Genomic DNA, 23,261 nt, shown 5'->3' on the forward strand with positions numbered 1-23,261 from the left:
GATGGAGTAATATGGATTTTTTCTTTAATAATTTCCTCACCTCCTCACCCCCTAAGTATTAACTCCTAGCTATTAACTCCTAACTCCTAACTCCTAACTCTTTTTTACTGAAGATAAAAACTCCTGCTGCAATCGTTTTTGAAAGGCTTTGATACCGAATTCTGAAAGAACTTCCTTTCTCAACCATTCTCCATCACAACGTTGGTCATCTCCTTTGAGAATTTCGATACAAGCTGCTGCTACAGAATCGCGATCGCGATGCGGTACTCGCCATCCTAATTTACCATCTTGCAATGGATCGGCCGAACCATCAGCATCACCAGATAATACGGGTACGCCACAAGCCATTGCTTCTAAATAAACAATACCGAAACCTTCTTGAGACGGCATAATGTAAGCATCGGCAAGGTGATAATGGCGTACTAATTCCTCTGTAGCAACGAACCCAGCGAAAACGACTTTATTTTCTACCCCTAAATCTTTGGCTAACTGCATCAAGCGGGGTTTGTCGTCACCACGTCCAATTACTAAATATTTAACTTCGGGAAAAACTTCCGCAATTTGCGATAATGCTCGAATCGTAACATCTACTCCTTTGTAAATATCACCAGACCATAATCGCGTTACGCTCATCAGAACTTTTGCTCCTGCGAGATCGTAACGTTCTAATAAATCCGCCGGTTTGGCTCCAGGAGTAAAGCGATCGCCATCGACAGCGCAAGGCATAATTTGGATTTTACTGGTATTTAAACTATTGGCAGTACTAGCAATTTCACGAGTATAGCGACTGACAGTCCAAATTTGTGAAGCTTTTTGAAGATTGGTTTTAGTCCACTGAGGTAATGGCTGCCAAACCTCTTTACCATGAGTAATTACAGTATAAGGAATTCCCAAAGGTTGGCACAACGTACCAACTAAAGGTGCTAAATAAGCATGACCGCAAAATACACGATCTGGACGTTCTTGAATTAAACGCTTTAGTAAAGCCAAAGCCATCTTCATCCGTGCTATTTGAGAAGACTTAGCTTTGAAATAATGGAATTGTAATCGTTCCGATTCAAAAGGATTTGCACAACCTTTTTGATCTCGTAATAAAAAGACTTCTCCATTTATCGGTTCTGACAATGTGTTATAAGCTTGAAACACATCTTTTACATAAGACTGAATTCCACCTTCGCGAGAAAAAACTTCTAAAAAAACGAAAATGTGGTTGAGTTTTTTATTCTCTTTAGTGTTAATCAAGTTTAAGTAAGTGTTTTTACCTGATGGCGTCATTAACATTTTTTATATTCTCCTTCTTGGTGCTGCTGTCGATCGCGATGTATTATTCAATTGCAGTCACACTAATTTCATTTAATAACTTTATGTCAGTAATATGGTGGCGAAAATAATAGTTACATTCACACATAAGTATTTTAGACGATGCAGTTTTAGCGATTGTGCCTTTACTCCTTTTATTATTACTATTTTCTAGATGAGATGAAAAAATCGCTATCAATAAAATTATTTTAGCCTCTGAGTCGCACAGCAGTGGGTGAAAGACTAGCCACGAGCTACTTTTTGAGTCGCACTTGCTGTCAAATCCTAACAAAGAGAGAACTGCAATTTTAATGCTGTGTATACGGTATTTATGAAATTATTTTATACAGTTATTTTCGATTTAAAGTATTTATAAATTTTGCTTGGATTTTAATCAAATTCTCACGAGAAAATTATTGAATAATTTCTCATACCGCTTCAATTATTTTCTGTTCTTAGATACTCGCAGTTGTCTTACCCAGTAAGTAGTTGTGGTTGCTTATTGCTTACGCTAACAGGAACCTGCACCAGATTCCGATCTATTTCCCTAAAGTTAAGTCATCAAAAAATAGTCAAGACTTACGCAAAGCCCCCCAATTCATCGGGGGGTTGGTGAGTCTACTCCCGTGCGGAGGTTCCTAAGCCACTGCGTTGCGGAGGAACACGACCGTTGTAGCAAGTGGCGCTCCGTTGAGGGAAGTAGCGTTAGCGCCTAGCGGAGCGTACCGTAGGTATTGCGTCTCCGGAGGAGATACCCGTTCACCCGCAAGGGTGCGGCTCAGGGTGGGATCTTAAATGTCTGGAACACTATATTTTCCGTTATTGTTGCGTAAGTCCTAATAGTATTACACCGATTGTGTTCACTAATACTTCAATATTGCCAAGCAGAACAATAAATATTTTACTTTATCTCTCTACTCATTCCCTGCTTTCTCTGAGAATTTAAGAAAAATATAGACAGGCAAAAACGGTCATCAAACCTGAATTACATCGATTCTTAGCATAATCAAACATTAGTACAACTAATTTTTGATTAGCTTCGATTAATTTTCATACGTACCATACTTGACGATGAGCAAACAATTTCTGCCATCCGTATCGCGTTCGTACACGACTTCATCCGCCAATCGTCTTAATAAAAACCATCCATACCCCCCTACTTGTAAAGTACCGGGTTCTGGTTCGGCTACTGCATCTGGATTAAATGGCTTACCGTAATCCCAGATTTTAATTTCTAGTTTGTCATTCCATAGCAATACATCAATATCAATGTTTGTTTCTGGTGGTAAAGATTGATGTGCATGACGAACGGCATTCGTAAAGCCTTCAGCTAATGCTAGATTAAGTCGATACTGTTGACTTTCCAGCCAACTAAGCCCAGACAAATTACGCAGACAGAATTTTTCAAACCATTGTTGTACCTGGTTTAGAAGCTTAAGTTCGCTCTTAACCGTCAAATGGTCTTGCTCCACAATTGCTAGCATTGACCTTGACTTAAATATTAGTAGATTAACTTTACTTACATCTTTTATAGTTTATAAAGCTCAGATTGAGAAATCTGATTTGCTATTATTAATTTAAAAAATCCCAAATATACTCTAAATTCACCTTTCGGTGCTTCATGCACTTAAATACGTATTCAAGTTCACAAGCACTATATATGTAAACTATTTTACCACGCTACTATATCTCTTTAAGTATGATATTACGATTTTAAGAAAATGCTGTTTATCCTCAGTTGTTTTTTGCTGATATTTTCGTTGATACAAGTTTGGGGAATTTAGCCGATCGCGATCAAAAATAGTTTTAAGTAAAGATTATAGTTTATTATGTGACGGTTTCAATTTTTGGTTCCAAATTTTTTTGAATGTAATATATTTAACTGAAATATTTATACTGAGTCAAAGCTATCAACTTCTAAAATTTTGTCAGCATATAGATAAAATTTATTAAAATTAGCGCCGGACGCGGGTTTCTCACAAGTACCTATAAATAAGCACTTTTAAGAGAAACCCTACAGGCGCTAAAACACCTTCGCCTTCCAGCCGATTTAGAAGAGTCCTAAAGTAAGAGACTTATCCAAAGGCAAGGTTGCGCCGATACCCAAATAGATTGTTACCAAAGTTCCGAAAAGGAATACAGCGGTAGCTACGGGACGACGGAAAGGGTTTTGGAACTTGTTTACGTTCTCAATGAAAGGAACAATAATTAGTCCCAGAGGTACGGCAGCCATTGCCAATACTCCCAAAAGTTTGTTAGGAAGCGAACGCAAAATTTGGAAAACTGGGTATAAATACCACTCAGGTAAAATTTCCAAAGGTGTTGCAAAAGGATTCGCTGGTTCTCCTGTCATCGCAGGATCTAGCACTGCTAGAGCTACGATACAAGCGAAAGAACCCATGATTACAACTGGGAAAACGTAGAGCAAGTCATTAGGCCAAGCAGGTTCACCATAGTAGTTGTGACCCATGCCTTTAGCTAATTTGGCTCTCAATTGTGGATCGCTTAGATCCGGTTTCTTTAGTGTTGCCATTTTTTTAGTTACGATCGCTCTTTAAGTTGAGTATTGTGAATCTCAGTTAAAACGTCAGCCGTCCAGGCGCTCATAAAGAGGTTTAAAGCCTCTAAAACTGATATATTCAAGTATTTGCTTGCGCCGGTTTATTCTTAAACCAATTTAAAGGCAAATAACTCGTTACTTGGTGTTTCGCGGGTATCAAGTCCGTTATTTTTCAAGCTTCTTTATGATATGGCTCGAAATTATAATGGGCCACTTATACCTTGCTTGCGAATCATCAAGAAATGCGCCAGCATAAATACTGCAATCAACCAAGGCAGTACAAAGGTATGAGCGCTGTAGTAACGAGTCAAAGTAGCTTGTCCTACACTAGAACCGCCACGCAACATATCAGAAATTAAAACTCCTACTACAGGAATTGCTTCTGGTACGCCGCTAACGATTTTCACAGCCCAGTAACCTATCTGATCCCAAGGTAAAGAGTAGCCAGTTACGCCGAAGGATACCGTAATTACAGCTAGAACAACACCTGTTACCCAAGTCAATTCGCGGGGCTTCTTGAAACCACCAGTTAAATAAACCCGGAAGGTGTGCAAAATCATCATCAACACCATCATGCTGGCAGACCAGCGATGAACGGAACGAATCAGCCAACCGAAGCTGACTTCGTTCATGATGTACTCTACTGAAGAATAAGCTTCAGCAACGGTTGGCTTATAGTAAAAAGTCATTGCAAATCCAGTTGCGAACTGGATTAAAAAGCAAGTAAGAGTAATTCCACCCAAGCAGTAGAAAATATTTACGTGGGGAGGAACATACTTGCTTGTCACGTCTTCTGCAAGCGCTTGGACTTCTAAGCGCTCATCAAACCAGTCAATTACGTTGGTCATACAACCCGGATTCCTAGATAAAGATTGCGGTTGATAATTATCTCTTGGGATCGGCTAAAAGCGCCCAACCGAGATATTGAACGAACCTGTCAGAAAGTGAATTTACTTTTAAACTGTCATAGTAATGATAGTTTTAAGAAACATTTTCACTCTCTCAGGAGGGAATATATTGCGTTCTGCTTGCACCCGAACCACAAAAAAAATACATGGGGATACAAACTAGATCATAGCGTTTCATGGGCGCTATGTACCCGTTCGTTAGAAGTCAGTTGCCCGAAATTCATCGCGGCAAAAAACACTTCTATAAAAAAAGTAACATAATCGAGAGATAGATTTCATCTTATCGAAGCTCGCGAAAGCTACTTTGAGATATGTAAAGTTGGTTGAAATATAAAGTAAAAATCGAGTTTATGGATAATTTAAAGGTTTTTCGGGGTATTTTATCATTGCTTATGGCTCTTTGGGTCGCATTTGGTAGTTTTTGCTTCCCAGCAGCCGCTTTAACAAACGAACAAAAATTGGTATCCCAAGCTTGGCGAATTGTGAATCGGACTTATCTAGATGATACATTCAACCATCAAAATTGGGCACAACTGCGGCAAAAAGCTTTGAAAACAAGGCTAAACGATAGCCAAACAGCTTATGAAGCAATTCAGAATATGCTCAAAACCCTTGATGACCCTTTTACAAGGTTTTTAGACCCCCGACAGTATCGCAGTCTACAAGTCAATACTTCTGGAGAATTAACTGGGGTAGGATTGCAAATAGCTTTAAACCCTGAAACGGGTAAATTAGAAGTAGTTACACCTATTGCAGGTTCCCCAGCAGAAAAAGCAGGGATTCAACCGCGCGATCGCATTATCAAAATTGAAAACACACTCACAGAAAATATTACTCTTGATAAAGCAGCTTCCTTGATGCGCGGCACAATTGGCACTGCTGTAAGCTTAGTTATAGAAAGAGATGGCACTTCTCCAAAAGAAATTTCTATCATCCGCGATCGCATTACTTTGAATCCGGTGATTGCTAAATTGCAAAAAGATCGAGATTTAGATATTGGCTACATCCGCTTGACTCAATTTAATGCTAATGCTCCAACAGAATTAGCTCGTGCAATTAGCGAATTAAAAGAAAAAGGAGCAGATAGCTACATTCTGGACTTGCGAAACAATCCCGGTGGTTTGTTACAAGCTGGAATAGAAGTTGCTCGACTGTGGTTAGATTCAGGTATTGTAGTTTATACAGTAAACCGTCAAGGTATCCAAGGGAACTTTGAATCTTTTGGCCCAGCATTAACAAAAGATCCATTAGCTGTATTGGTAAACCAAGGAACAGCCAGCGCTAGCGAAATTCTTGCTGGTGCCCTACAAGACAACAAACGTGCAACTCTCGTAGGAGAAAAAACCTTTGGAAAAGGCTTAATCCAATCATTATTTGAATTATCTGACGGTTCCGGTTTAGCGGTAACAATCGCCAAATATGAAACCCCAAATCATCGAGATATCAATAAATTAGGCATTACTCCAGACAAAGTAATTTCTTCTGGCGAACCAATAAAAATTGATCGGGTAGCCACTTCTGATGACGTTCAATATCAAGCAGCAGTGGAACTTTTACAGTCAACAGTGAACAGTGAGCAGTTAGCAGTAAAGAGTTAGGAGTTAGGAGTTAGGAGTTGGGAAGACGGGAAGACGGGAGTTGGGAGTTAATCTTTTTTACCCCCTCTACTCCCTCTCCCCATGCCTAATCCCCGATGCCCAATCCCCCAAGCTATCTTCAAAGAACAGATTTTGCTGTAAGCAACTCTGCTAAATCGAGATTAGCTAAACTAGTATAAGCGTTATCTATCAAACGTTCTCCTCGGAGAAAGCCCGTGTTTGCGCCAGGGCAGATGTATTTGAGTGTTTGGGGTGTGAAATTCTCTAGTAATAATTTGATGCTTTTGATTTGTCGGTGCCAGTGAAAGGTTTTAGATGTTCTTAAAGGTACTGGCTCGGCTTGTCGGTTGGGAACTAAGTGTCTTCCTGAAAATAATATTCCTCCTTCCGAATTGTGGTAAAAACAAGACGAACCGGGGGAATGACCGGGTGTCCAAATTGCTTGTGATACTGAATCAATAGTAAATTTATCGGTAAAAGCAGTTACCTTTGATTCAGGCAATAAATAAGCTTCTTGCTCTTGAACTAAAATTTCACAGCCAAAAGTTTTCTGAATTTCTGCACTTTTACCAATGGCACCGCGATGGCTAATAAACAACCACCTTACACCACCATTACTTTCTAGAAAATCTCGATTATTTTTGTCCCAAGCTGGAGAATCAATCAAAATATTGCCTTCGTTTCTTACAATAAAGTAAGCGGTTCCTCCTAAAGTATCCCTATTGGGGGGAAATGCTTTAATTGAAGAAAGAATTGCCCTTGGTGGCTTGGGTGTATGATTACTCGGCTCTTGAAATGGTGAGCGCATAGGTTCTTATTGTGTGAAGGAGATAGGTTTTTAATTTGTGTTGATAAGACGGTTAATTAGAATTTAGATGCGGGAATTTTAGATTCTCTTTTTTTTAAAAGAACAGGCAATCGAGATCGATTACACATAAGTGTGAATAAAAATTCGGATTTTAGTTTGTTTTTCGACGTTAATATGCAGTACTAACACAACAGCTTCACATTGCCAACGCCCATTAAAATGAAAATAAAATGAAATCCTGGATTCTTCTACTTGTTTTAGGAATATTTTTAGGAATATTTACTTACTATACTCTCAGACGAAATGTTGCGAAAGTGACAAAAACTCCTGTTTGGCTGTTGTGGTTAATGTTGATGATACCACCGATAACATGGACTGGTTGGGCAATAAAATACGGTACTCGAACACCATTACCGTTAGTTTTTGGGTCATTAGTAGTTAGTTCTTTGTTATACTGGGTGCTATTTGAGCGGGGGCGCAGTTCCGTTAAAGATCCAAAACAAACATCTCCCACACCCGACGCAACACAACCGGCTATACAACAACCCGTAGAATCAGTACCAGTGCGTCCTATTGAGCCAGCAGAAGAAAGTAAACTGCGTTCGTGTTTTTCTTGGTCTACATACTTTATTCATAATATTGAATATCGTCCCCAAGCAGTGATTTGTCGAGGTCAGTTAAGAACTTCAGGGGATAAGGCTTACCAGCAGGTAAAAGAAAATATTGAAGCACAATTTGGCGATCGCTTCATTTTAATTTTTCAAAAAGGTATTAATGATAAACCAATATTTTTACTAGTTCCCAATCATCAGCTTTATAAAGCAGGTGAGGGCAAAAAAGAAAAATTAACTAAACCAGGGTTGGCTTTGCTCTTGCTAGGAGCGACTCTAATAACTACTACTTTAATGGGAGCGATAATAGCTGGTGTTGAAGCTGAAGATATATCGTCCAATCCTGTCTTACTATTGCAGGGATTACCCTATGCCTTATCATTGATAACCATTTTGGGCATACACGAAATGGGTCATTATTTGACGGCAAAGTTTTATAAAATTCGCACTACATTGCCTTATTTTATTCCCATACCTTTTTTCCTGGGGACATTTGGCGCATTTATTCGGATGCGTAGTCCAGTACCCAATCGTAAAGCTTTATTTGACGTTAGCATTGCTGGACCTATTGCTGGTTTTTTAGCAAGTTTACCTTTGTTGATATGGGGTTTAGCTAATTCGCAGGTAGTTCCGATAGAAGAAAAAATGCGGATATTTAATATAGAAGCTTTAAATCCCAGCCATTCGATATTAATCGCGCTGCTGTCAAAATTAACATTAGGCGTTCAGTTAAGCTCTAATATAGCAATAGACCTACATCCAGTAGCGGTAGCTGCTTTTCTAGGAATAATTGTCACGGCATTAAATTTGATGCCCGTAGGACAACTTGATGGCGGGCACATTGTTCATGCTATGTTTGGTCAGAAAACAGCAATGATTATTGGATATACTGCTCGTTTATTGCTGCTGTTACTTTCCTTTATTCAGTCACAATATTTACCGTGGGCGATTTTCTTGATATTATTTATACGCTTAGCAGACGAACCTGCTTTGAACGATGTGACTGAACTGGATAATAAACGGGATTTTTTCGGACTTTTAGCAATTGCGCTATTAATTTTAATTGTGCTGCCATTACCGCAAACAGTTGCTCGTTTTTTAAATATATAATTTAAACATCTCAGTGGTGTAGAGTCAAAGGCAAGCAATCTTTAATCATTCGTAACGCTGGTCTAAGCCGCTCTCACCGTATTGCAGCAAAAGTTAGTGTTACTATTATTTCACCTTATTTCATCTTAAATATTTGCATTTAATGGAAATAATCTCGAATAGTAAAGTTTTGACTCTACAATATGGCTTTACTTACTATATGATGATGTATCATTCTATATTTTATTAATAATAAATCTAGGATGAATAATTAACTATATTTACGTGAGGATAAAACTAGGGATGACACTGCAAATTCTCTCCACGGTATCAGTATTTTTTGTATTAATAGTTACTATATTGGTTTTTCAAATAAAGAGTGCTATTAATGCTAGTAAAGTTGAACAGGAAAAGTTATTAAAGCTTGTAGAAGATACAAGTGAGTTGAATAAGCAGTTAACTCAAATAGTTTCTGATAATAGTAAAAATCAAACCGAATCTTCCCAAGTTTTAAAAAAGCAGGTTGATAATTTAACTCAAACCACAGAAAAACTTGAAACTCGTTTTGATAATTTAGATAAAGCGAATACTCTTTCAAGAGAAAGTCTTACTCAAGCAATAAATAGCAGCAAAAATATTTCTCAAGAAAATTTACAAGCACTCAGCCAGAAATTAGAAGTTGTTTCTACTATTTCAGGTAAAGTTGATAATTTAGCTGAAGCTACAGAAAAACTTGAAGCTCATCTTAACGAATTAGATAAAGCTAATACTCACACCAGAGAAAGTCTTACTCAAGCCTTAGAAAATACTAAGAATCAGCAACAGGAAAATTTACAAGCACTCAGCGAGAAATTAGAAGCTGTTGATTCCATTTCCGGTAAAGTTGATAATTTAGCTGAAGCTACAAAAAAATTAGAAGCTCATCTCAACGAATTAGATAAAGCAAATACTCTTTCTAGAGAAAGTCTTACTCAAGCCTTAGAAAATACTAAGAATCAGCAACAGGAAAATTTACAAGCACTCAGCGAGAAATTAGAAGCTGTTGATTCCATTTCCGGTAAAGTTGATAATTTAGCTGAAGCTACAAAAAAATTAGAAGCTCATCTCAACGAATTAGATAAAGCAAATACTCTTTCTAGAGAAAGTCTTACTCAAGCCTTAGAAAATACTAAGAATCAGCAACAGGAAAATTTACAAGCACTCAGCGAGAAATTAGAAGCTGTTGATTCCATTTCCGGTAAAGTTGATAATTTAACTGAAGCTACAGAAAAATTAGAAGCTGATTTAAACGGATTAGATAAAGCAAATACTCTTTCTAGAGAAAGCCTGACTAAAACTATAGAAGGTAATAATAATCTTTCTCAAAAAAGCTTAAAAGCATTGAGCGAAAAATTAGAAGCTGTTTCTTCTATTTCGGACAAAGTTGAGAATTTAACTAAGACTACAGAAAAGCTTGAGAAACATCTGAATCAGTTAGATAAAGCTAATACTTACACCAGAGAAAGCCTGAGTAAAACCATAGAAGGTAATAATCAGACACAAAACGAATTACAAGCACTAAGTGAAAAATTAGAGTCAGTTTCTTCTGTTTCAAGTAAAGTTGATACTTTAACTAAAACTACAGAGAAAATTGAGAAAAATATCGCTCAATTAGATAAAGCAGATACTCAATCGCAACAAAATCTAAATCTAGGAGAAATAGATGCACAGCTAAATAATCAGCAAGAACAGTTAAAAGCTGTTGTTGAAAAATTAGCGGGATTTGAGACAATAAAAACTCAAATTGATCATGTTGCTAAGACAGTAACAAAGCTTGAAACTAACTCTAATAAAGCAACACAACCTAAAACATCAAGAAGCAGACCTAATAAGACTGCTAGCAAGAAGAATACATCAACTGGTTCGTAGTTAATAGGATTTACACAACAGCAACGTTAGCGTCGCGTGTCCCGCAAGGGACATAAAATTAAGTATTTTAGCCGTTAAAACCCCCCAACCCCCCTTAAAAAAGGGGGGCTTTTTGTAAGCGTTAATAATTAGTAATTGATTTTAATTAGGATGCGGTGTTAGCTGCTGCATCATCTGTTTTCGCAGCAGATGGATTTCCACCCATGCGAATTTCGGAAGTGAAAGAAGCCATACTGAAACCCCCGAAGCGCTTCAGAATACCAACGCGCATCCGTAAATTTGGACTTGCGAACCACAAACGTTCTTCAGACCACATGGTTTCGTATTCTGTAGTTAAGGTAAGCGCATCATCGCTACCCATTTTATAACTTCCGGCAACTGGAGTTTTTTCTGCATAGCCCATTTCTCGTAGCAACTTACCTTCGAGGGGGTTATCTAAGTTTGGTATTGCAACTAAAACTGTAGAGCCTTCGTGTTTTTCTTTATCCCATTCCATTGTGCCGTTCCAAGTTACTCTAGCACCACTATTTCCACTGCTAGGTTCAACTTGATGTTGTTCGCACAATTTAATTACTTCTGGATGATCGGCTGCTAAAGTTTCAATAATAATATCTGATTTACCGCCTTCTGATTGTTTAAAAGCCAAATGATGACTAGTACGATGAGAAAACCATTTACCAGCACTTAATTCAAAAAACTCTTCAATATTCATTTTCGCAAATTACCTTACATCAATATTTTTATAAAGGATGGGAAATAGGGAGTGGGGACAATGTTTTTAAAGAGGTTAAAGGTCAAAAGTCAAAGGTGTTAAACGAAATAAACATATTCTGATTTTCCCCTATTCCCTATTCCCCATTCCCTATTCCCTGTTCCCTGTATTATTCAAATACTGATTATCCCACTTGATTGTTCGCTTGTTCAAGTCTTGATAGCGAAATTCTTGCCGATTCACTAACGTGATTGTGGCTATCTTTTTCTAAATACTTCAAAGCTGAGATACTTTTATCAGTTGGAAGATTGCCCAAAGCTTCTGCCAAACGCTGACGTACTAACCAATCCTCCGATTGAGCAAAGCTAAGAATCTTGTCTACAGAATCGATATCTTTGATTTCTCCTAACGCTGCGATCGCCGCTTGTTGGATGACAATTTCTTCACTTTCCAAGGCTTTGTAAAGTACTTCCTTAGCGCGAGTATCTTTCAAATTACCAAGCGCTACAGCAGCGCTAAAACGTACCAGCCAATCGGTATCTTCATAAAAAGCTCGCGACAGCGGTTCCAAAGCTCTAGCATCACCCAAATATCCTAAAGCACCCGCAGCATCCGCTCTGATGCCATAATCCGAGTCTGCTTGTAGTGTTTCTATTAAAATTGGATAGCAATCTGGTGTTTGTTTAATTCCTAAAGCAAATATCGCCATAGAGCGCAGTTGCAAAGATTCATCATCAAGTACTTTTTTAATTAAAGGAACTGCATCCTCTGCGGGGACATTCCTCAAAGAAGCAAGGGCTACCATCCTATCTCTCAAAGAAGAACTTTCTAATTGAGTAGTAATTTCCTGTAAACTTGTATCTGCCATTTTTATTTATTTGAATATAGTTACTAATCGTTACATTTCTATAAGTAACATTACTAGAGCTAAGATACATTAGCCCGATGGCAGGTTTTTTTGATGATTATTTTGCAGGCATAGGGGAGAGGGGGAGAGGGGGAGATGGGGGGACAAGGGGACAAGGGGACAGGGAAAAATATAAACTCCTAACTCCTAACTCCTAACTCCTAACTCCTCATTCCTCTTTCTTCCGTTTTTCTTCGAGCTTAAGTAACATTTCGGCGTGCATTTCGCGGGTGATGGGATAAAAATAAGTTAAAAATAATCCGCAAATTAAACATACTACGGGAATCGGACCGACAGCGATACGAATGGCTGTTAGGGCGGCATCTGGCTGTATTGGTAATTCAGTTTGTCCGGGAACGTTTTCCTGGAAGCCTGAAGCCTGCAAAGCGATTCCCACTAAAAATAAACCGAAAGCTAAACCAAATTTTTGTAATAAAACCATAAAGCCGTAAAATAATCCTTCACGTCTTTGTCCGGTTTGTAGTTCATCTAATTCAATTACATCTGGCATCATTGACCAAGGTACCAAATAAGCAACTGATACTCCGCAACCTGCCAATACGGCTAAAACGTACATTAAACCAATTTGACCGGGCTGTAAGAAGAATAATCCTGTAGCTGCAATTATCCATAAAAACATTCCCATGAAGTAAACGGCTTTTTTCCCTACTCGTTTACTCAATGCACCCCAAATAAACAGCATCAATAAAGCGGTTCCCTGTACCCCAATCATCACTGTAGGTACATCTGATTCCTTTAGCCTCATGCAATAGATTACAAAATAAGGAATAACGCTGGCTGTTATTTGTACCCCTAACCAGGAAAAAAGATATATACCAATTACGAATAAAAAAGGTTTGTTATTAAAGACGATTTTGATTTGTTCTTTGATGGGAATCGATTCGCTTTCGTCGCTTTGAGTACGTTTCGCTTCAAAAGCCAAAACGCGATCGCGAGTTCCCCAGACGCACCAAAATAGTCCCAAAATCGAAATTACAGCGCAAACTCCTGCTAAAACTAAATACTGCTGTTGCCGATTCTCAATTAAGGCAAATATTAATCGTGCTAATAATAATGAAAGAATACTACCGCCAATAGAAAAAGCGAAGCGAATACTATTAAGGCTGGTTCGTTCGTCGTAATCTTGAGTTAATTCTGGAGTCATCGCCGTATAAGGCAAATTGACTATCGTATAAAATACCTGAGATATCACCCCAATGATGACGTAATACCAAAACAATCCCCAAACATTAGTAGTTGGTACAATCCACTGTAAAAAGAAGAAAATACCAAAAGGTATCGCGCCATACAGCAACCAAGGAAGACGACGACCCCAACGCCGCGATTTTGTTTTATCCGTTAAAACCCCTACAAATGGGTCATTTACAGCATCCCAAATCTTCCCCACCATTAAAATACTGCCAGCTAAACCCGCCGGAATACCCGCGACATTAGTAAAAAAAACTAACAGAAAGAATACGGAAATATTCGCAGTAATAGCAGGTCCCAAATCCCCAGCACCGTAAGCCAACTTGGTCTTTAAGTTGAGTTTTTTATCTTTATCAACCTTTTGGGGATAACCATCAGCCACAGAATCGCTCATAATACCTACACTCGTATTACAATAAAAGATTTGGCATCTACTATTAGCTTTAAATTACCTCTCTTATGCCAGACCTTTATATCTCGTGGTCAGATTATCACCACAAAATAGAACAACTCGCTGCTCAAATCTATCAATCCGGCTGGGAATTCAATCAAATAGTCTGCCTTGCCAGGGGTGGACTGCGAGTCGGAGATATTATATCCCGTATATACAAGCAGCCGCTAGCAATATTAGCCACATCATCTTACAGCGGTGCGGGCAAGCAAGAAAGGGGGCAACTAACCTTTTCTCAACATTTAACAATGACTTCAGAAACGTTAGGTTCCCGAATCCTTTTAGTTGATGACTTAGTAGATTCAGGAGTTACGCTTGAAGAGACTATTCCTTGGCTAAAGAAAAATAGCAAAACCACTATAGAAGAAATTCGTACCGCCGTTATTTGGTATAAAGCTTGTTCGGAAATAGTCCCCGATTACTATGCGGATTATCTATCTGATAACCCCTGGATACATCAACCGTTTGAAGGTTATGAATTTACAAACCCAGCGGAGCTTGCACAGAAGGTGAGTCAGTTTTGTTGATGTGATAGGCAGATGGGGTGATGGGGAGACAAGGAGAAGAGGGGACAAGGGGACAAGGGGACAAGGAGAGACAAGGAGAAGAGGGGAGACAAGGAGAAGAGGGGACAAGGGGACAAGGGGACAAGGAGAAATTTTTAATATCACTCTTAACTCCTAACTATCCCCCATGCCCAATTACCAATTACCAATTACCAATCCAAAATCTAAAATACTAACAGCCACATCGGAAGAGTTAAAAGTAATAGTAATGTTCCTGCTGCTACTGTGGTAACTGCTAAGTCGCTGTCGAGATTGAAGATTTCGGCAATTATTAAGGTGGAGAAAGCCGGAGGCATTGCAGCTTGCAGTAAAATTACTTTCGCCGGAGTGCCTGTTAAACCGACAAGTTGGAAAATGCTGCCCAAGATGAGGGGTACTAATAGCATTTTGATGGCGAGGCTAATTCCTGAAGCGGGTAAATTGTGCCAATTCGTCAACTTGCTCAATCGCATTCCCATTAAAATTAATGACAAACCTACACCACTCCAACCCAAGTTGCCCAAAAGAAACTCTGCTAACTGGGGAATTTCTACTTGCCGAAACAATAAGCCGAATCCGAAACTCCATAAAGCAGGATTGATTAATATTACTTTGCTAATCTGCCAGAAATTACTAGCGCTACCGCCAAAACGGGCTGCGATAACTGCGCCAAAACCCCAAGTGACAAACAGCGAACCTAATAAATCGTAAAATAATCCCCAGGCAAAATACTGAGTACCATATACTGCCAAAGTGATAGGATAGCCAAGAAAACCCGTATTTCCTGCCATCGCCGATATAATTAAACTTCCCTGAGTCGGCGGTAATGGGACTGTAGTTGTAAAATAACTTTGCAATTTTATGCTAACGACAGCAAAAAATGCTCCGAGTAACATCGCTGCGTAAGCTACTGTCGGTGCAATCCAAATTGCTCCCGATAAATCAGTTTTGCGTAGAAAAGCGACAATTCCTATTGGTACTCCGATCCAAAACAGGAACTTACCTAAGCGATTTATAACTGTATTCGGTAGCAACCGCCCTAAGAAAAATCCTATTGAAACCGTTCCAATCAGCTTAAAGTAAAGTTCTAAGATGTTTTCTAACACAAAATCAGCAATTGCATATGTAACCTACTATCTAACAGGTTTCTTTCTCTACAGTCTACAATCTCTAATAATTACCGAACATTCATCAGGAGTTGAGCCTTGAATAATGAGTTTTACGAGGAAGCACAAAACTCAACCCCCTCCGAAATTAGCGAAGATATTCCCCAAGCTTTGCGCGATACTCCTGATGCGGCTCCCAAATTAGGTTTACGCCCTTCATTTTTGGCGATCGCCGGAGTAATGGGTTTTGCTGTGCTTGCTGCAATCAGTGGTTTGATATTTTACATAGCTGCACCGAAAAATACTGCAAAACAGCAACCTTTGCCTACCAGTTCGGCTTCGCTTAATACACAAGATAGCGATTCTGTCAACAAAGAAAAGAATAATGCGCTTTTAGGTCATTTAGAATATCAAGAAGCTCCAGAATCGGAAATTGTAGCAGTTAATGCAGGCGGAAAACGGATAAGGTTACGAAAATCCGCAGGTAAAAAGTTTGAGCAGATGGTAAAAGATGCTCGAAAAGCCGGTATAAGATTGGTACCAATTTCAGGATTTCGCTCGGTAAAAGAACAGGAACAGTTATTTTTTAAAGTCGGTGCCCAACGCAATCAAACACCAGCCCAAAGAGCATCAGTCAGCGCTCCTCCCGGACATAGCGAACATCACACGGGTTACGCTTTAGATGTAGGTGATGGTGCAGTACCCGCAACTAATTTAAGTACAAATTTTGAAAATACCAAAGCTTTTAAATGGTTAGAAGCAAATGCTCCACGTTATGGATTTGAACTTTCATTTCCTAAAGATAATCCACAAGGTGTAAGTTACGAACCTTGGCACTGGAGGTTTGTTGGCGATAGAGATAGTTTGGAGACATTTTATAAAGCAAAGGATATTAAGCCAGTTCCGACACCGGAGTCTTAGAGGTTGTTTGAAAAGTATTATGTTTTACCTCAAAATACCGGAAACCTAACCCCCCTACCCCCCTTCCCTACGAGGGAATGGGGATAATAAGCCTCTCTCCTTGCAGGAGAGAGGTTTGGAGAGAGGTTTTAGGTATATTTTTTATAGACTTTCCAAACATTCTCTTAGAGGAAGGAAATTTACCTGGCGAATATAATTCGCGGCTACACAGGCAAAACCCACCTGCGTGGGTTAAAAAGTTAATGATGTAGAGACGTAGCAGTGCTACGTCTCTTTATTTATGGGGATAACGAGAAATCTTTGTTTCGGGAATGAAAATTTTGATACCAATTCTGCAACCGTCGTCAGCCCGCGAAGGCTAGGGCTACAACTACAAAGCCCACCTGCACAAGCTAAATTTAACGATTTTACCTCCAACCGTAAAAAGATAAGTATTTTTGCATAAAACTTCGTATTCAATCAATAAAAATACTGATAAATTATCTGAGCTACTGCAAAAATTATTGCATACCCTCTACTTGCTCAGAGATATAAAAAATTGTTAGTAAAATCTTTTAAAGGATTGAATCATGCACTACAGTCTTAAATTGCTTGCTGCAACCGTGTTTTTAGTTTCCTCACCCGTGGAAGCTGTATTGACGAATAACTCATCCGTTGCCAAATCATCTGTTGCTAGTGAAGAAGTGAAGATAGCGCAGGTAGAAGGTAACAAACAGCGTAATAATGAAGCGTTGCGGTTGAATGAATTAGGTGTGCAGCAGTTGAGAAGAGGTGAATATCGAGAAGCGTTAAATAATTTTGAGCAAGCTTTAGTTATTTTTAGATAAATTAAGGAGCGTAAAGAAGAAGGTGATATTGTCACCAATATTGGCTTAGTTTACCGCTATTTAGGAGAATACCTCAAAGCATTAGATTATTACCAACAAGCTTTAGATATTCACAAACAAGTTGGTAATAAAGCTGGTGTTGGTATTACTCTCAACAATATTGGTTTAGTTTACCGCCTGAAGGGAGAATACCCCAAAGCATTAGATTACTATCAACAAGCTTTAGCTATTCACAAACAAGTTGAGGATAAAGCTGGTGTTGGTATTACTCTCAACAATATTGGAGCAGTTTACAGCCATTTAGGAGAATACAAAAAAGCATTGGATTACTACCAACAAGCTTTAGATATTCACAAACAAGTTGGTAATAAAGCAAGTGTTGGTACTACTCTCAACAATATTGGAGAAGTTTATAACAGTTTGGGAGAATACCCCAAAGCATTAGATTACTACCAACAAGCTTTAGCTATTCACAAACAAGTTGGTAATAAGTTGATGGAAGGTACTACTCTCCACAATATTGGCTTAGTTTACGAAAATTTGGGAGAATACACTCTCAGCTTGGATTACTACCAAAAATCTTTAGCTATTAAAAAACAAATTGGCGATAAAGTAGGGGAAGGTACTACTCTCAACAGTATTGGAGAAGTTTACAACAATTTAGGAGAATACCCCAAAGCATTGGATTACTATCAACAAGCTTTAGCTATTCACAAACAAGTTGGCGATAAGCTAATGGAAGGTACTACTCTTAACAATATTGGAGGAGTTTATAACAGTTTGGGAGAATACACCCTCAGCTTGGATTACTACCAACAAGCTTTAGCTATTGTCAAACAAATTGATTATAAAGCGGGGGAAGGTAAAACTCTCAACAATATTGGCGCACTCTACAATACTATTAACAAATATCCAGAAGCTGAAAAAAATCTATTCGCTGCAATAAAGATTTTAGAATCTCTAAGACCTGGATTAACTGACGACCAGAAAATCTCAATATTTGAAACACAAGCTCATACTTACCGTCATCTCCAAATAGCCTTAATCGCACAAAATAAAACTACCGAAGCATTAGAAATATCCGAACGCGGTCGAGCTAGGGCATTAATAGAATTATTATCCTCTAAATTTAACCCCAACCAACTATCAAATATCAAACCCCCCAACATCGAACAAATTAAGCAAATTGCACAACAGCAAAAAGCAACGTTTGTAGAATATTCCGTAATTGATAAATCACAACTCTACATTTGGGTAATCAAACCTACGGGAGAAGTCACTTTTAAACAAGTTGATATAAAATCCCTCGATACACCTTTAGCAGAACTTGTAAAAAACAGTCGTGTTTCAATCGGTGCAAGGGGTATAAATGTAGAACCAACTAAACCAGTTAATCAAAAACAAAACTTACAAAAGCTGCATGAAATACTAATCAAACCTATCGCTTCACATCTCCCCACAAACCCAGACGATCGCGTAATTTTTATTCCTCACGAATCGTTATTTTTAGTTCCTTTCTCAGCGTTGATGGATGCATCGGGTAAATATCTAATTGAAAAACATACCGTCATGAGTGCGCCAGCAATTCAAGTTTTGGAACTGACAAATAAAAATAATACAGCGAAATTAAACTTAAACTCTTTACAACCAAAAGATTTCTTAATTGTAGGTAATCCTACCATGCCGATTGTAGGAATTCCACCGGCGCAACTACCTCCACTACCAGGTGCAGAAACAGAAGCAAAGGCGATCGCTAAACTTTTCAACACTACTTCATTTACAGGAAATCAAGCTACCAAATCTACCGTACTGCAAAAAATATCTAGCGCTAGAGTTATTCACTTTGCAACACATGGATTGCTTGACGGCAAGGATTTTGGGGAACGTACTCCTGGAGCTATAGCGCTTGCACCAGATACCCGCTTTAATAAAGCCGATCAATTGAGCAATGTAAACGAAGGTTTACTCAAAACCACAGAAATTATAGATTTAAAACTAAATGCCGACTTAATTGTACTTAGTGCTTGCGATACGGGTAGAGGACAAATTACCGGGGATGGAGTGATAGGCTTATCTCGTTCGCTGATAACTGCTGGTGCATCAAGTGTAATTGTTTCGTTGTGGAAGATTCCTGATGATTCCACATCGGATTTGATGAGTGAATTTTATCGTCAGTGGGAGAAAACAGGAGATAAAGCTGCTTCCTTACGTAATGCTATGTTGAAAACTATGAAAACACACCCAGAACCGATACATTGGGCGGCGTTTACGTTGATTGGTGAAGCGGAGTAGGATTATTTTAAGGGAAAAAGTATTGTTAAATTTAGCAATTGTACAGCACTTTGCAATTAAATGATGTTCAACGAGCCAAGGTATTAATTCTAACTTTGGGTTTTGTAATTGAGCGCGGTTAAAAAAGTACAAGCTGCGAAAAACCATTTCTACAGAAATACTCAATCGTAATCACTTGACACAAATCCATTTTTCTTAACTTGACACCAATGGCAGGGATGCCCCGAACTTTGCTCAACGGGGGGAACCTCTGCACGTTATATAGTTGGTTTGATTTCTGGCGACTTACTTAAGTAAGTATACAAAAATATTTACTTACATTTTGTAATTTGTGTAATTAATTATGTTTAACTATTTATATAACCGTCGATATTACCTAATCCCTATCCCGAAATATTAAGTCAAGGTTTCGTTTTGTTCAACCTTTTCGGAGCGGTGTAATGAGAAGCACTAAGTTTAATAACTTTTGGAATTTGAGAATAAAGATTTTACTATTAGGATGTATTGGTGGAAGCGTAACATCAATTAATCCCTGTTTTGCTCAAAGCAATATTAATATTGTCCCAGATAAAAGTTTAGGAATTGAAGCTTCAGCAATTAACAATAATATAAATAATCCAGATGGTATTCCCAGCACTTTGATAGAAGGTGGAGCCGAGCGGGGTCAAAATTTATTTCATAGTTTGCAGGAATTTAACATCAATCAAGGGCGAGGAGCTTATTTTGTTGTTCCCAATGATACGATTCAAAATGTTTTAACAAGAGTAACTGGAAATAATAGTTCTTCTATAAATGGAATTTTGGGAACGATATCAAATAGAAATTTCGATCCAACTAATGCAAATCTGTTTTTAATTAATCCCAACGGAATTGTTTTTGGAGAAAATGCCACTTTAGATGTAAACGGTTCCTTTATGGGGACAAGTGCGAATGCAATTAAATTTGGTGAACAAGGATTTTTTAGCGCTACCAACCCCCAAGCACCACCTTTATTAACTGTGAATCCGGATGCGTTGTTATTTAATCAAATTAATCAAAATGCAGCGATTCAAAATAATTCAGTTGCGCCAGCAGGAACAGATCCAGCAGGTTTTGACGTATCCGGTTTGCGGGTTCCCGATGGTAAAAGTTTGCTGCTTTTAGGTGGTAATGTCAACATGAATGGGGGGAACTTAAACGCTTATGGTGGGAGAGTTGAGTTAGGAGGATTGGCAGCACCTGGAACTGTAGCGCTAGATATAGATGGTGATGATTTTAAATTGGGATTTCCCGAAAATGTGACTCGCGGGGATGTATCGCTGACAAATGCGTTTGTATTTGTAGAAGCCGCTGGTGGTGGTGATATTGCCGTTAATGCTCGAAATATAGAAATATTGTCAGGAAGTCAGCTTTCTGCTGGTATTGGGCAAGGTTTGGGGACACCTGAAACTGTTGCGGGGGATATTACGCTTAATGCTACAGATGTAGTTTCTTTTGATGGAATCACGAGCGATGGATTTCCTAGTGCCCCATTTAATATAGTGCGATCGCAATCACAGGGTAATGCTGGAAATATCGATATTACAACAGGTTCGCTGTCTGTAACTAATGGCGCTCAAATAAACTCTTTTACTCTTGGGCAAGGAAACGCAGGAAATATCACGATTCAAGCCACAGATACAATCACTTTCGATGGAGTTGGCAATGGATTTCCCAGCGCTTCATTTAGTGATGTATACAATGGAGCCACAGGGCGTGGTGGTGACATTAGTATTCTAGCTGAAAACGTTTTTATTAAAAATGGTGCGGTAATCAGTTCCAGCACCTATGATGAAGGCGATTCAGGTAAAATTTCCATCACAGCCCGTGACACACTTTCTCTGTTTGGAGAAGGTAGAAGTGGAATTAAAAATGATGTTCGTTTTGGAGGAGTTGGCGATAGTGGAGGTATTAGCATTAACACGGGTTCTTTATTTCTCAGCGATCTAGCTGTTATTACCTCAAATGTTGATGGACGCGGAAATTCTGGAGGAATAAGTATTGTCGCCCGCGACTTAGTTTCTCTAGAGCAACCAGGTGAGCTTACTCGCGCTGGACAAGCTGGAACTTTGATTCTAAGCCGAGTTAACGATAGCGGTGAAGGCAATAGTGGCGACATTTACATCAAAACAGGCTCTTTACGCGCATCGAATTCTCAAATCACTACCAGCACATCGAGTAAAGGCGATTCTGGCAGTGTGATCGTTGAAGCATCAGATGAAGTAGTTTTATTACGAAGCACTGATATTTTTACGGAAGTTACTTGTGCTTGTGAAACTCAAAATGAGAATGGAGGCGATGGTAAAGGAGGAGATATTAAAATTACAACAGGCTCACTGCTACTAGATAGTGGTTCTAACTTGCGTGCAGACACTGAAGCTAAAGGCGATGCAGGTGATATTATTATCAATGCGCGAGATAGCATCACATTTAGTGGTAGTTCTGAAGAATTTACTAGTGGTGCTTTTAGCCAAGTAGAACCTGAAGCAGTGGGACAAGGTGGCGATATCATAATTAATACAGATAGTCTATCTCTCTCTGGCGATCAAGAAATAAATACTAGAACTCAGGGACAAGGCGATGCAGGGAATATATTGATTAACGCAAACTCTATCACTTTGACAGGTTCCGATGTCCGCATTATCAGTGCTGCTAGTCAACAAAATCGGCTTCCAGGAACTTCCGGTAAAGGTGGAGATATTAATATCACCACAAATTCTCTGCTTGTAACTGACGGAGCAAAGCTATCAGCTAACACGGAAATTCAAGATGCTGCTGGAAACATTAATATTAATGCATCCCAGCTTACTCTTAATAAACGAAGCTTTATAAGTTCTGAATCAATTGCTGATGCTAATGGTGGCAATATTTTACTCAATCTCAGCGATTTTTTGCTGCTCCGTCACGGTAGCCAAATCAGCACCAATGCAGGTACTCAACAACAAGGCGGTGATGGTGGTAACATCAATATTGATTCAAAATTTATCGTCGCCATACCCAAAGAAAACAGCGATATCACTGCCAATGCTTTCACCGGTAGTGGTGGTAGCGTTGCAATTGACTCTCAAGGTGTCTTTGGTATCGAAGCTCGTATCCAACAAACCGATCAAAGCGATATTACAGCCAGTTCCCAACAAGGTGTTCAAGGTGTAACAACTATTAATGCACCTAATAATAGTAATATTCAAAACAGCCTCATAGAATTAGCCCAAAACACAATTGATAGCGAAGCCTTAATTGCTACTAGCTGTGTAGTCAGAAGTAAGAAAAGAAACGGCACTTTCTATATTATTGGTAGTCAAGGTTTCCCCTATCGTCCCGGTGATGCAGTTCCTTCAAAATACTCTGCTGTTGATGTACAATCCGTACCTGATGATACCTCGGTAAAACCTCGCCGTCGCTGGAAAATGGGCGATCCGATTGTCGAACCAACCGGCGTTTATCGTTTGGCGAATGGGCAAAGTATCCTGAGTCGGGAGTGTGGGAAGTGAG

The 23,261-nt window shown here is 38.9% G+C and carries 17 protein-coding genes; 8 read left to right on the forward strand and 9 right to left on the reverse strand.

Annotated features, from left to right (window positions below):
* Positions 1-93: 93 nt before the first annotated feature.
* The 4 genes from ACM03V_RS20170 to petB all read right to left on the reverse strand — a co-directional run bounded on the left by ACM03V_RS20170 (position 94) and on the right by petB (position 4,707).
* Positions 94-1,281 carry a glycosyltransferase gene (locus ACM03V_RS20170; protein WP_414622581.1) on the reverse strand — a complete coding sequence of 396 codons (1,188 nt, stop codon included), beginning with the start codon at positions 1,279-1,281 and terminating at the stop codon, positions 94-96.
* A 1,061-nt stretch (positions 1,282-2,342) separates the two neighbouring features.
* Complete coding sequence (locus ACM03V_RS20175) at positions 2,343-2,783, reverse strand: ATP-binding protein (RefSeq protein WP_414622582.1); 441 nt, start codon at positions 2,781-2,783, stop codon at positions 2,343-2,345.
* A 566-nt stretch (positions 2,784-3,349) separates the two neighbouring features.
* A complete protein-coding gene (gene petD / locus ACM03V_RS20180) occupies positions 3,350-3,832 on the reverse strand; it encodes a cytochrome b6-f complex subunit IV (protein ID WP_414622583.1) in 483 nt (160 codons plus the stop codon).
* 227 nt (positions 3,833-4,059) lie between these two features.
* The gene (petB, locus tag ACM03V_RS20185) at positions 4,060-4,707 is read right to left on the reverse strand and encodes a cytochrome b6 (protein WP_414622584.1); all 648 of its coding nucleotides are present in this window, start codon (positions 4,705-4,707) and stop codon (positions 4,060-4,062) included.
* Between the two features lie 452 nt (positions 4,708-5,159).
* Here petB and ctpA point away from each other — a divergent pair, with 452 nt between their 5' ends.
* Positions 5,160-6,365 (forward strand): carboxyl-terminal processing protease CtpA, encoded by a 1,206-nt coding sequence (gene ctpA / locus ACM03V_RS20190; RefSeq protein ID WP_414622585.1) that lies wholly within the window; start codon positions 5,160-5,162, stop codon positions 6,363-6,365.
* Positions 6,366-6,483: 118 nt separating this feature from the next.
* On the opposite strand, the gene ACM03V_RS20195 is transcribed toward ctpA, so the two are convergent.
* Positions 6,484-7,173, reverse strand: a complete 690-nt coding sequence (locus ACM03V_RS20195) for an MBL fold metallo-hydrolase (RefSeq protein WP_414622586.1) — start codon at positions 7,171-7,173, stop codon at positions 6,484-6,486.
* A 230-nt stretch (positions 7,174-7,403) separates the two neighbouring features.
* On the opposite strand from ACM03V_RS20195, the gene ACM03V_RS20200 reads away from it, so the two are divergent.
* Together ACM03V_RS20200 and ACM03V_RS20205 are read left to right on the forward strand one after the other, a co-directional pair.
* On the forward strand, positions 7,404-8,894 hold the full coding sequence (locus ACM03V_RS20200) for a site-2 protease family protein (protein ID WP_414622587.1): 1,491 nt from the start codon (positions 7,404-7,406) through the stop codon (positions 8,892-8,894).
* Between the two features lie 282 nt (positions 8,895-9,176).
* On the forward strand, positions 9,177-10,781 hold the full coding sequence (locus tag ACM03V_RS20205; protein ID WP_414622588.1) for a hypothetical protein: 1,605 nt from the start codon (positions 9,177-9,179) through the stop codon (positions 10,779-10,781).
* Positions 10,782-10,926: 145 nt separating this feature from the next.
* Here the strand turns inward: ACM03V_RS20205 and ACM03V_RS20210 are convergent, their stop codons facing one another.
* The 3 genes from ACM03V_RS20210 to ACM03V_RS20220 all read right to left on the reverse strand — a co-directional run bounded on the left by ACM03V_RS20210 (position 10,927) and on the right by ACM03V_RS20220 (position 14,003).
* Positions 10,927-11,493 (reverse strand): phycobiliprotein lyase, encoded by a 567-nt coding sequence (locus tag ACM03V_RS20210; protein ID WP_414622589.1) that lies wholly within the window; start codon positions 11,491-11,493, stop codon positions 10,927-10,929.
* 184 nt (positions 11,494-11,677) lie between these two features.
* Positions 11,678-12,361, reverse strand: coding sequence for a HEAT repeat domain-containing protein (locus ACM03V_RS20215; protein WP_414622590.1), 684 nt, complete (start codon positions 12,359-12,361; stop codon positions 11,678-11,680).
* A 208-nt stretch (positions 12,362-12,569) separates the two neighbouring features.
* A complete protein-coding gene (locus ACM03V_RS20220; RefSeq protein WP_414622591.1) occupies positions 12,570-14,003 on the reverse strand; it encodes an MFS transporter in 1,434 nt (477 codons plus the stop codon).
* 65 nt (positions 14,004-14,068) lie between these two features.
* On the opposite strand from ACM03V_RS20220, the gene ACM03V_RS20225 reads away from it, so the two are divergent.
* On the forward strand, positions 14,069-14,587 hold the full coding sequence (locus tag ACM03V_RS20225) for a phosphoribosyltransferase (protein ID WP_414622592.1): 519 nt from the start codon (positions 14,069-14,071) through the stop codon (positions 14,585-14,587).
* A 203-nt stretch (positions 14,588-14,790) separates the two neighbouring features.
* Here the strand turns inward: ACM03V_RS20225 and ACM03V_RS20230 are convergent, their stop codons facing one another.
* Positions 14,791-15,711, reverse strand: coding sequence for an AEC family transporter (locus ACM03V_RS20230; RefSeq protein ID WP_414622593.1), 921 nt, complete (start codon positions 15,709-15,711; stop codon positions 14,791-14,793).
* A gap of 99 nt (positions 15,712-15,810) precedes the next feature.
* Between ACM03V_RS20230 and ACM03V_RS20235 the strand changes: the two genes are divergently transcribed.
* The 4 genes from ACM03V_RS20235 (at position 15,811) to ACM03V_RS20250 (ending at position 23,260) form a co-directional block, all read left to right on the forward strand.
* Positions 15,811-16,632: a D-alanyl-D-alanine carboxypeptidase family protein gene (locus tag ACM03V_RS20235; RefSeq protein WP_414622594.1), complete on the forward strand. Its 822-nt coding sequence runs from the start codon at positions 15,811-15,813 to the stop codon at positions 16,630-16,632.
* Between the two features lie 569 nt (positions 16,633-17,201).
* Positions 17,202-17,459 (forward strand): hypothetical protein, encoded by a 258-nt coding sequence (locus ACM03V_RS20240; protein WP_414622595.1) that lies wholly within the window; start codon positions 17,202-17,204, stop codon positions 17,457-17,459.
* Between the two features lie 39 nt (positions 17,460-17,498).
* A complete protein-coding gene (locus ACM03V_RS20245) occupies positions 17,499-19,751 on the forward strand; it encodes a tetratricopeptide repeat protein (protein ID WP_414622648.1) in 2,253 nt (750 codons plus the stop codon).
* Between the two features lie 440 nt (positions 19,752-20,191).
* Entirely contained in the window at positions 20,192-23,260 is a 3,069-nt protein-coding gene (locus ACM03V_RS20250) for a filamentous hemagglutinin N-terminal domain-containing protein (RefSeq protein WP_414622596.1), read from the forward strand.
* Position 23,261: the final 1 nt, after the last annotated feature.

It is taken from the genome of Calothrix sp. CCY 0018, from assembly GCF_963920925.1.
Taxonomy (GTDB): domain Bacteria; phylum Cyanobacteriota; class Cyanobacteriia; order Cyanobacteriales; family Nostocaceae; genus Rivularia.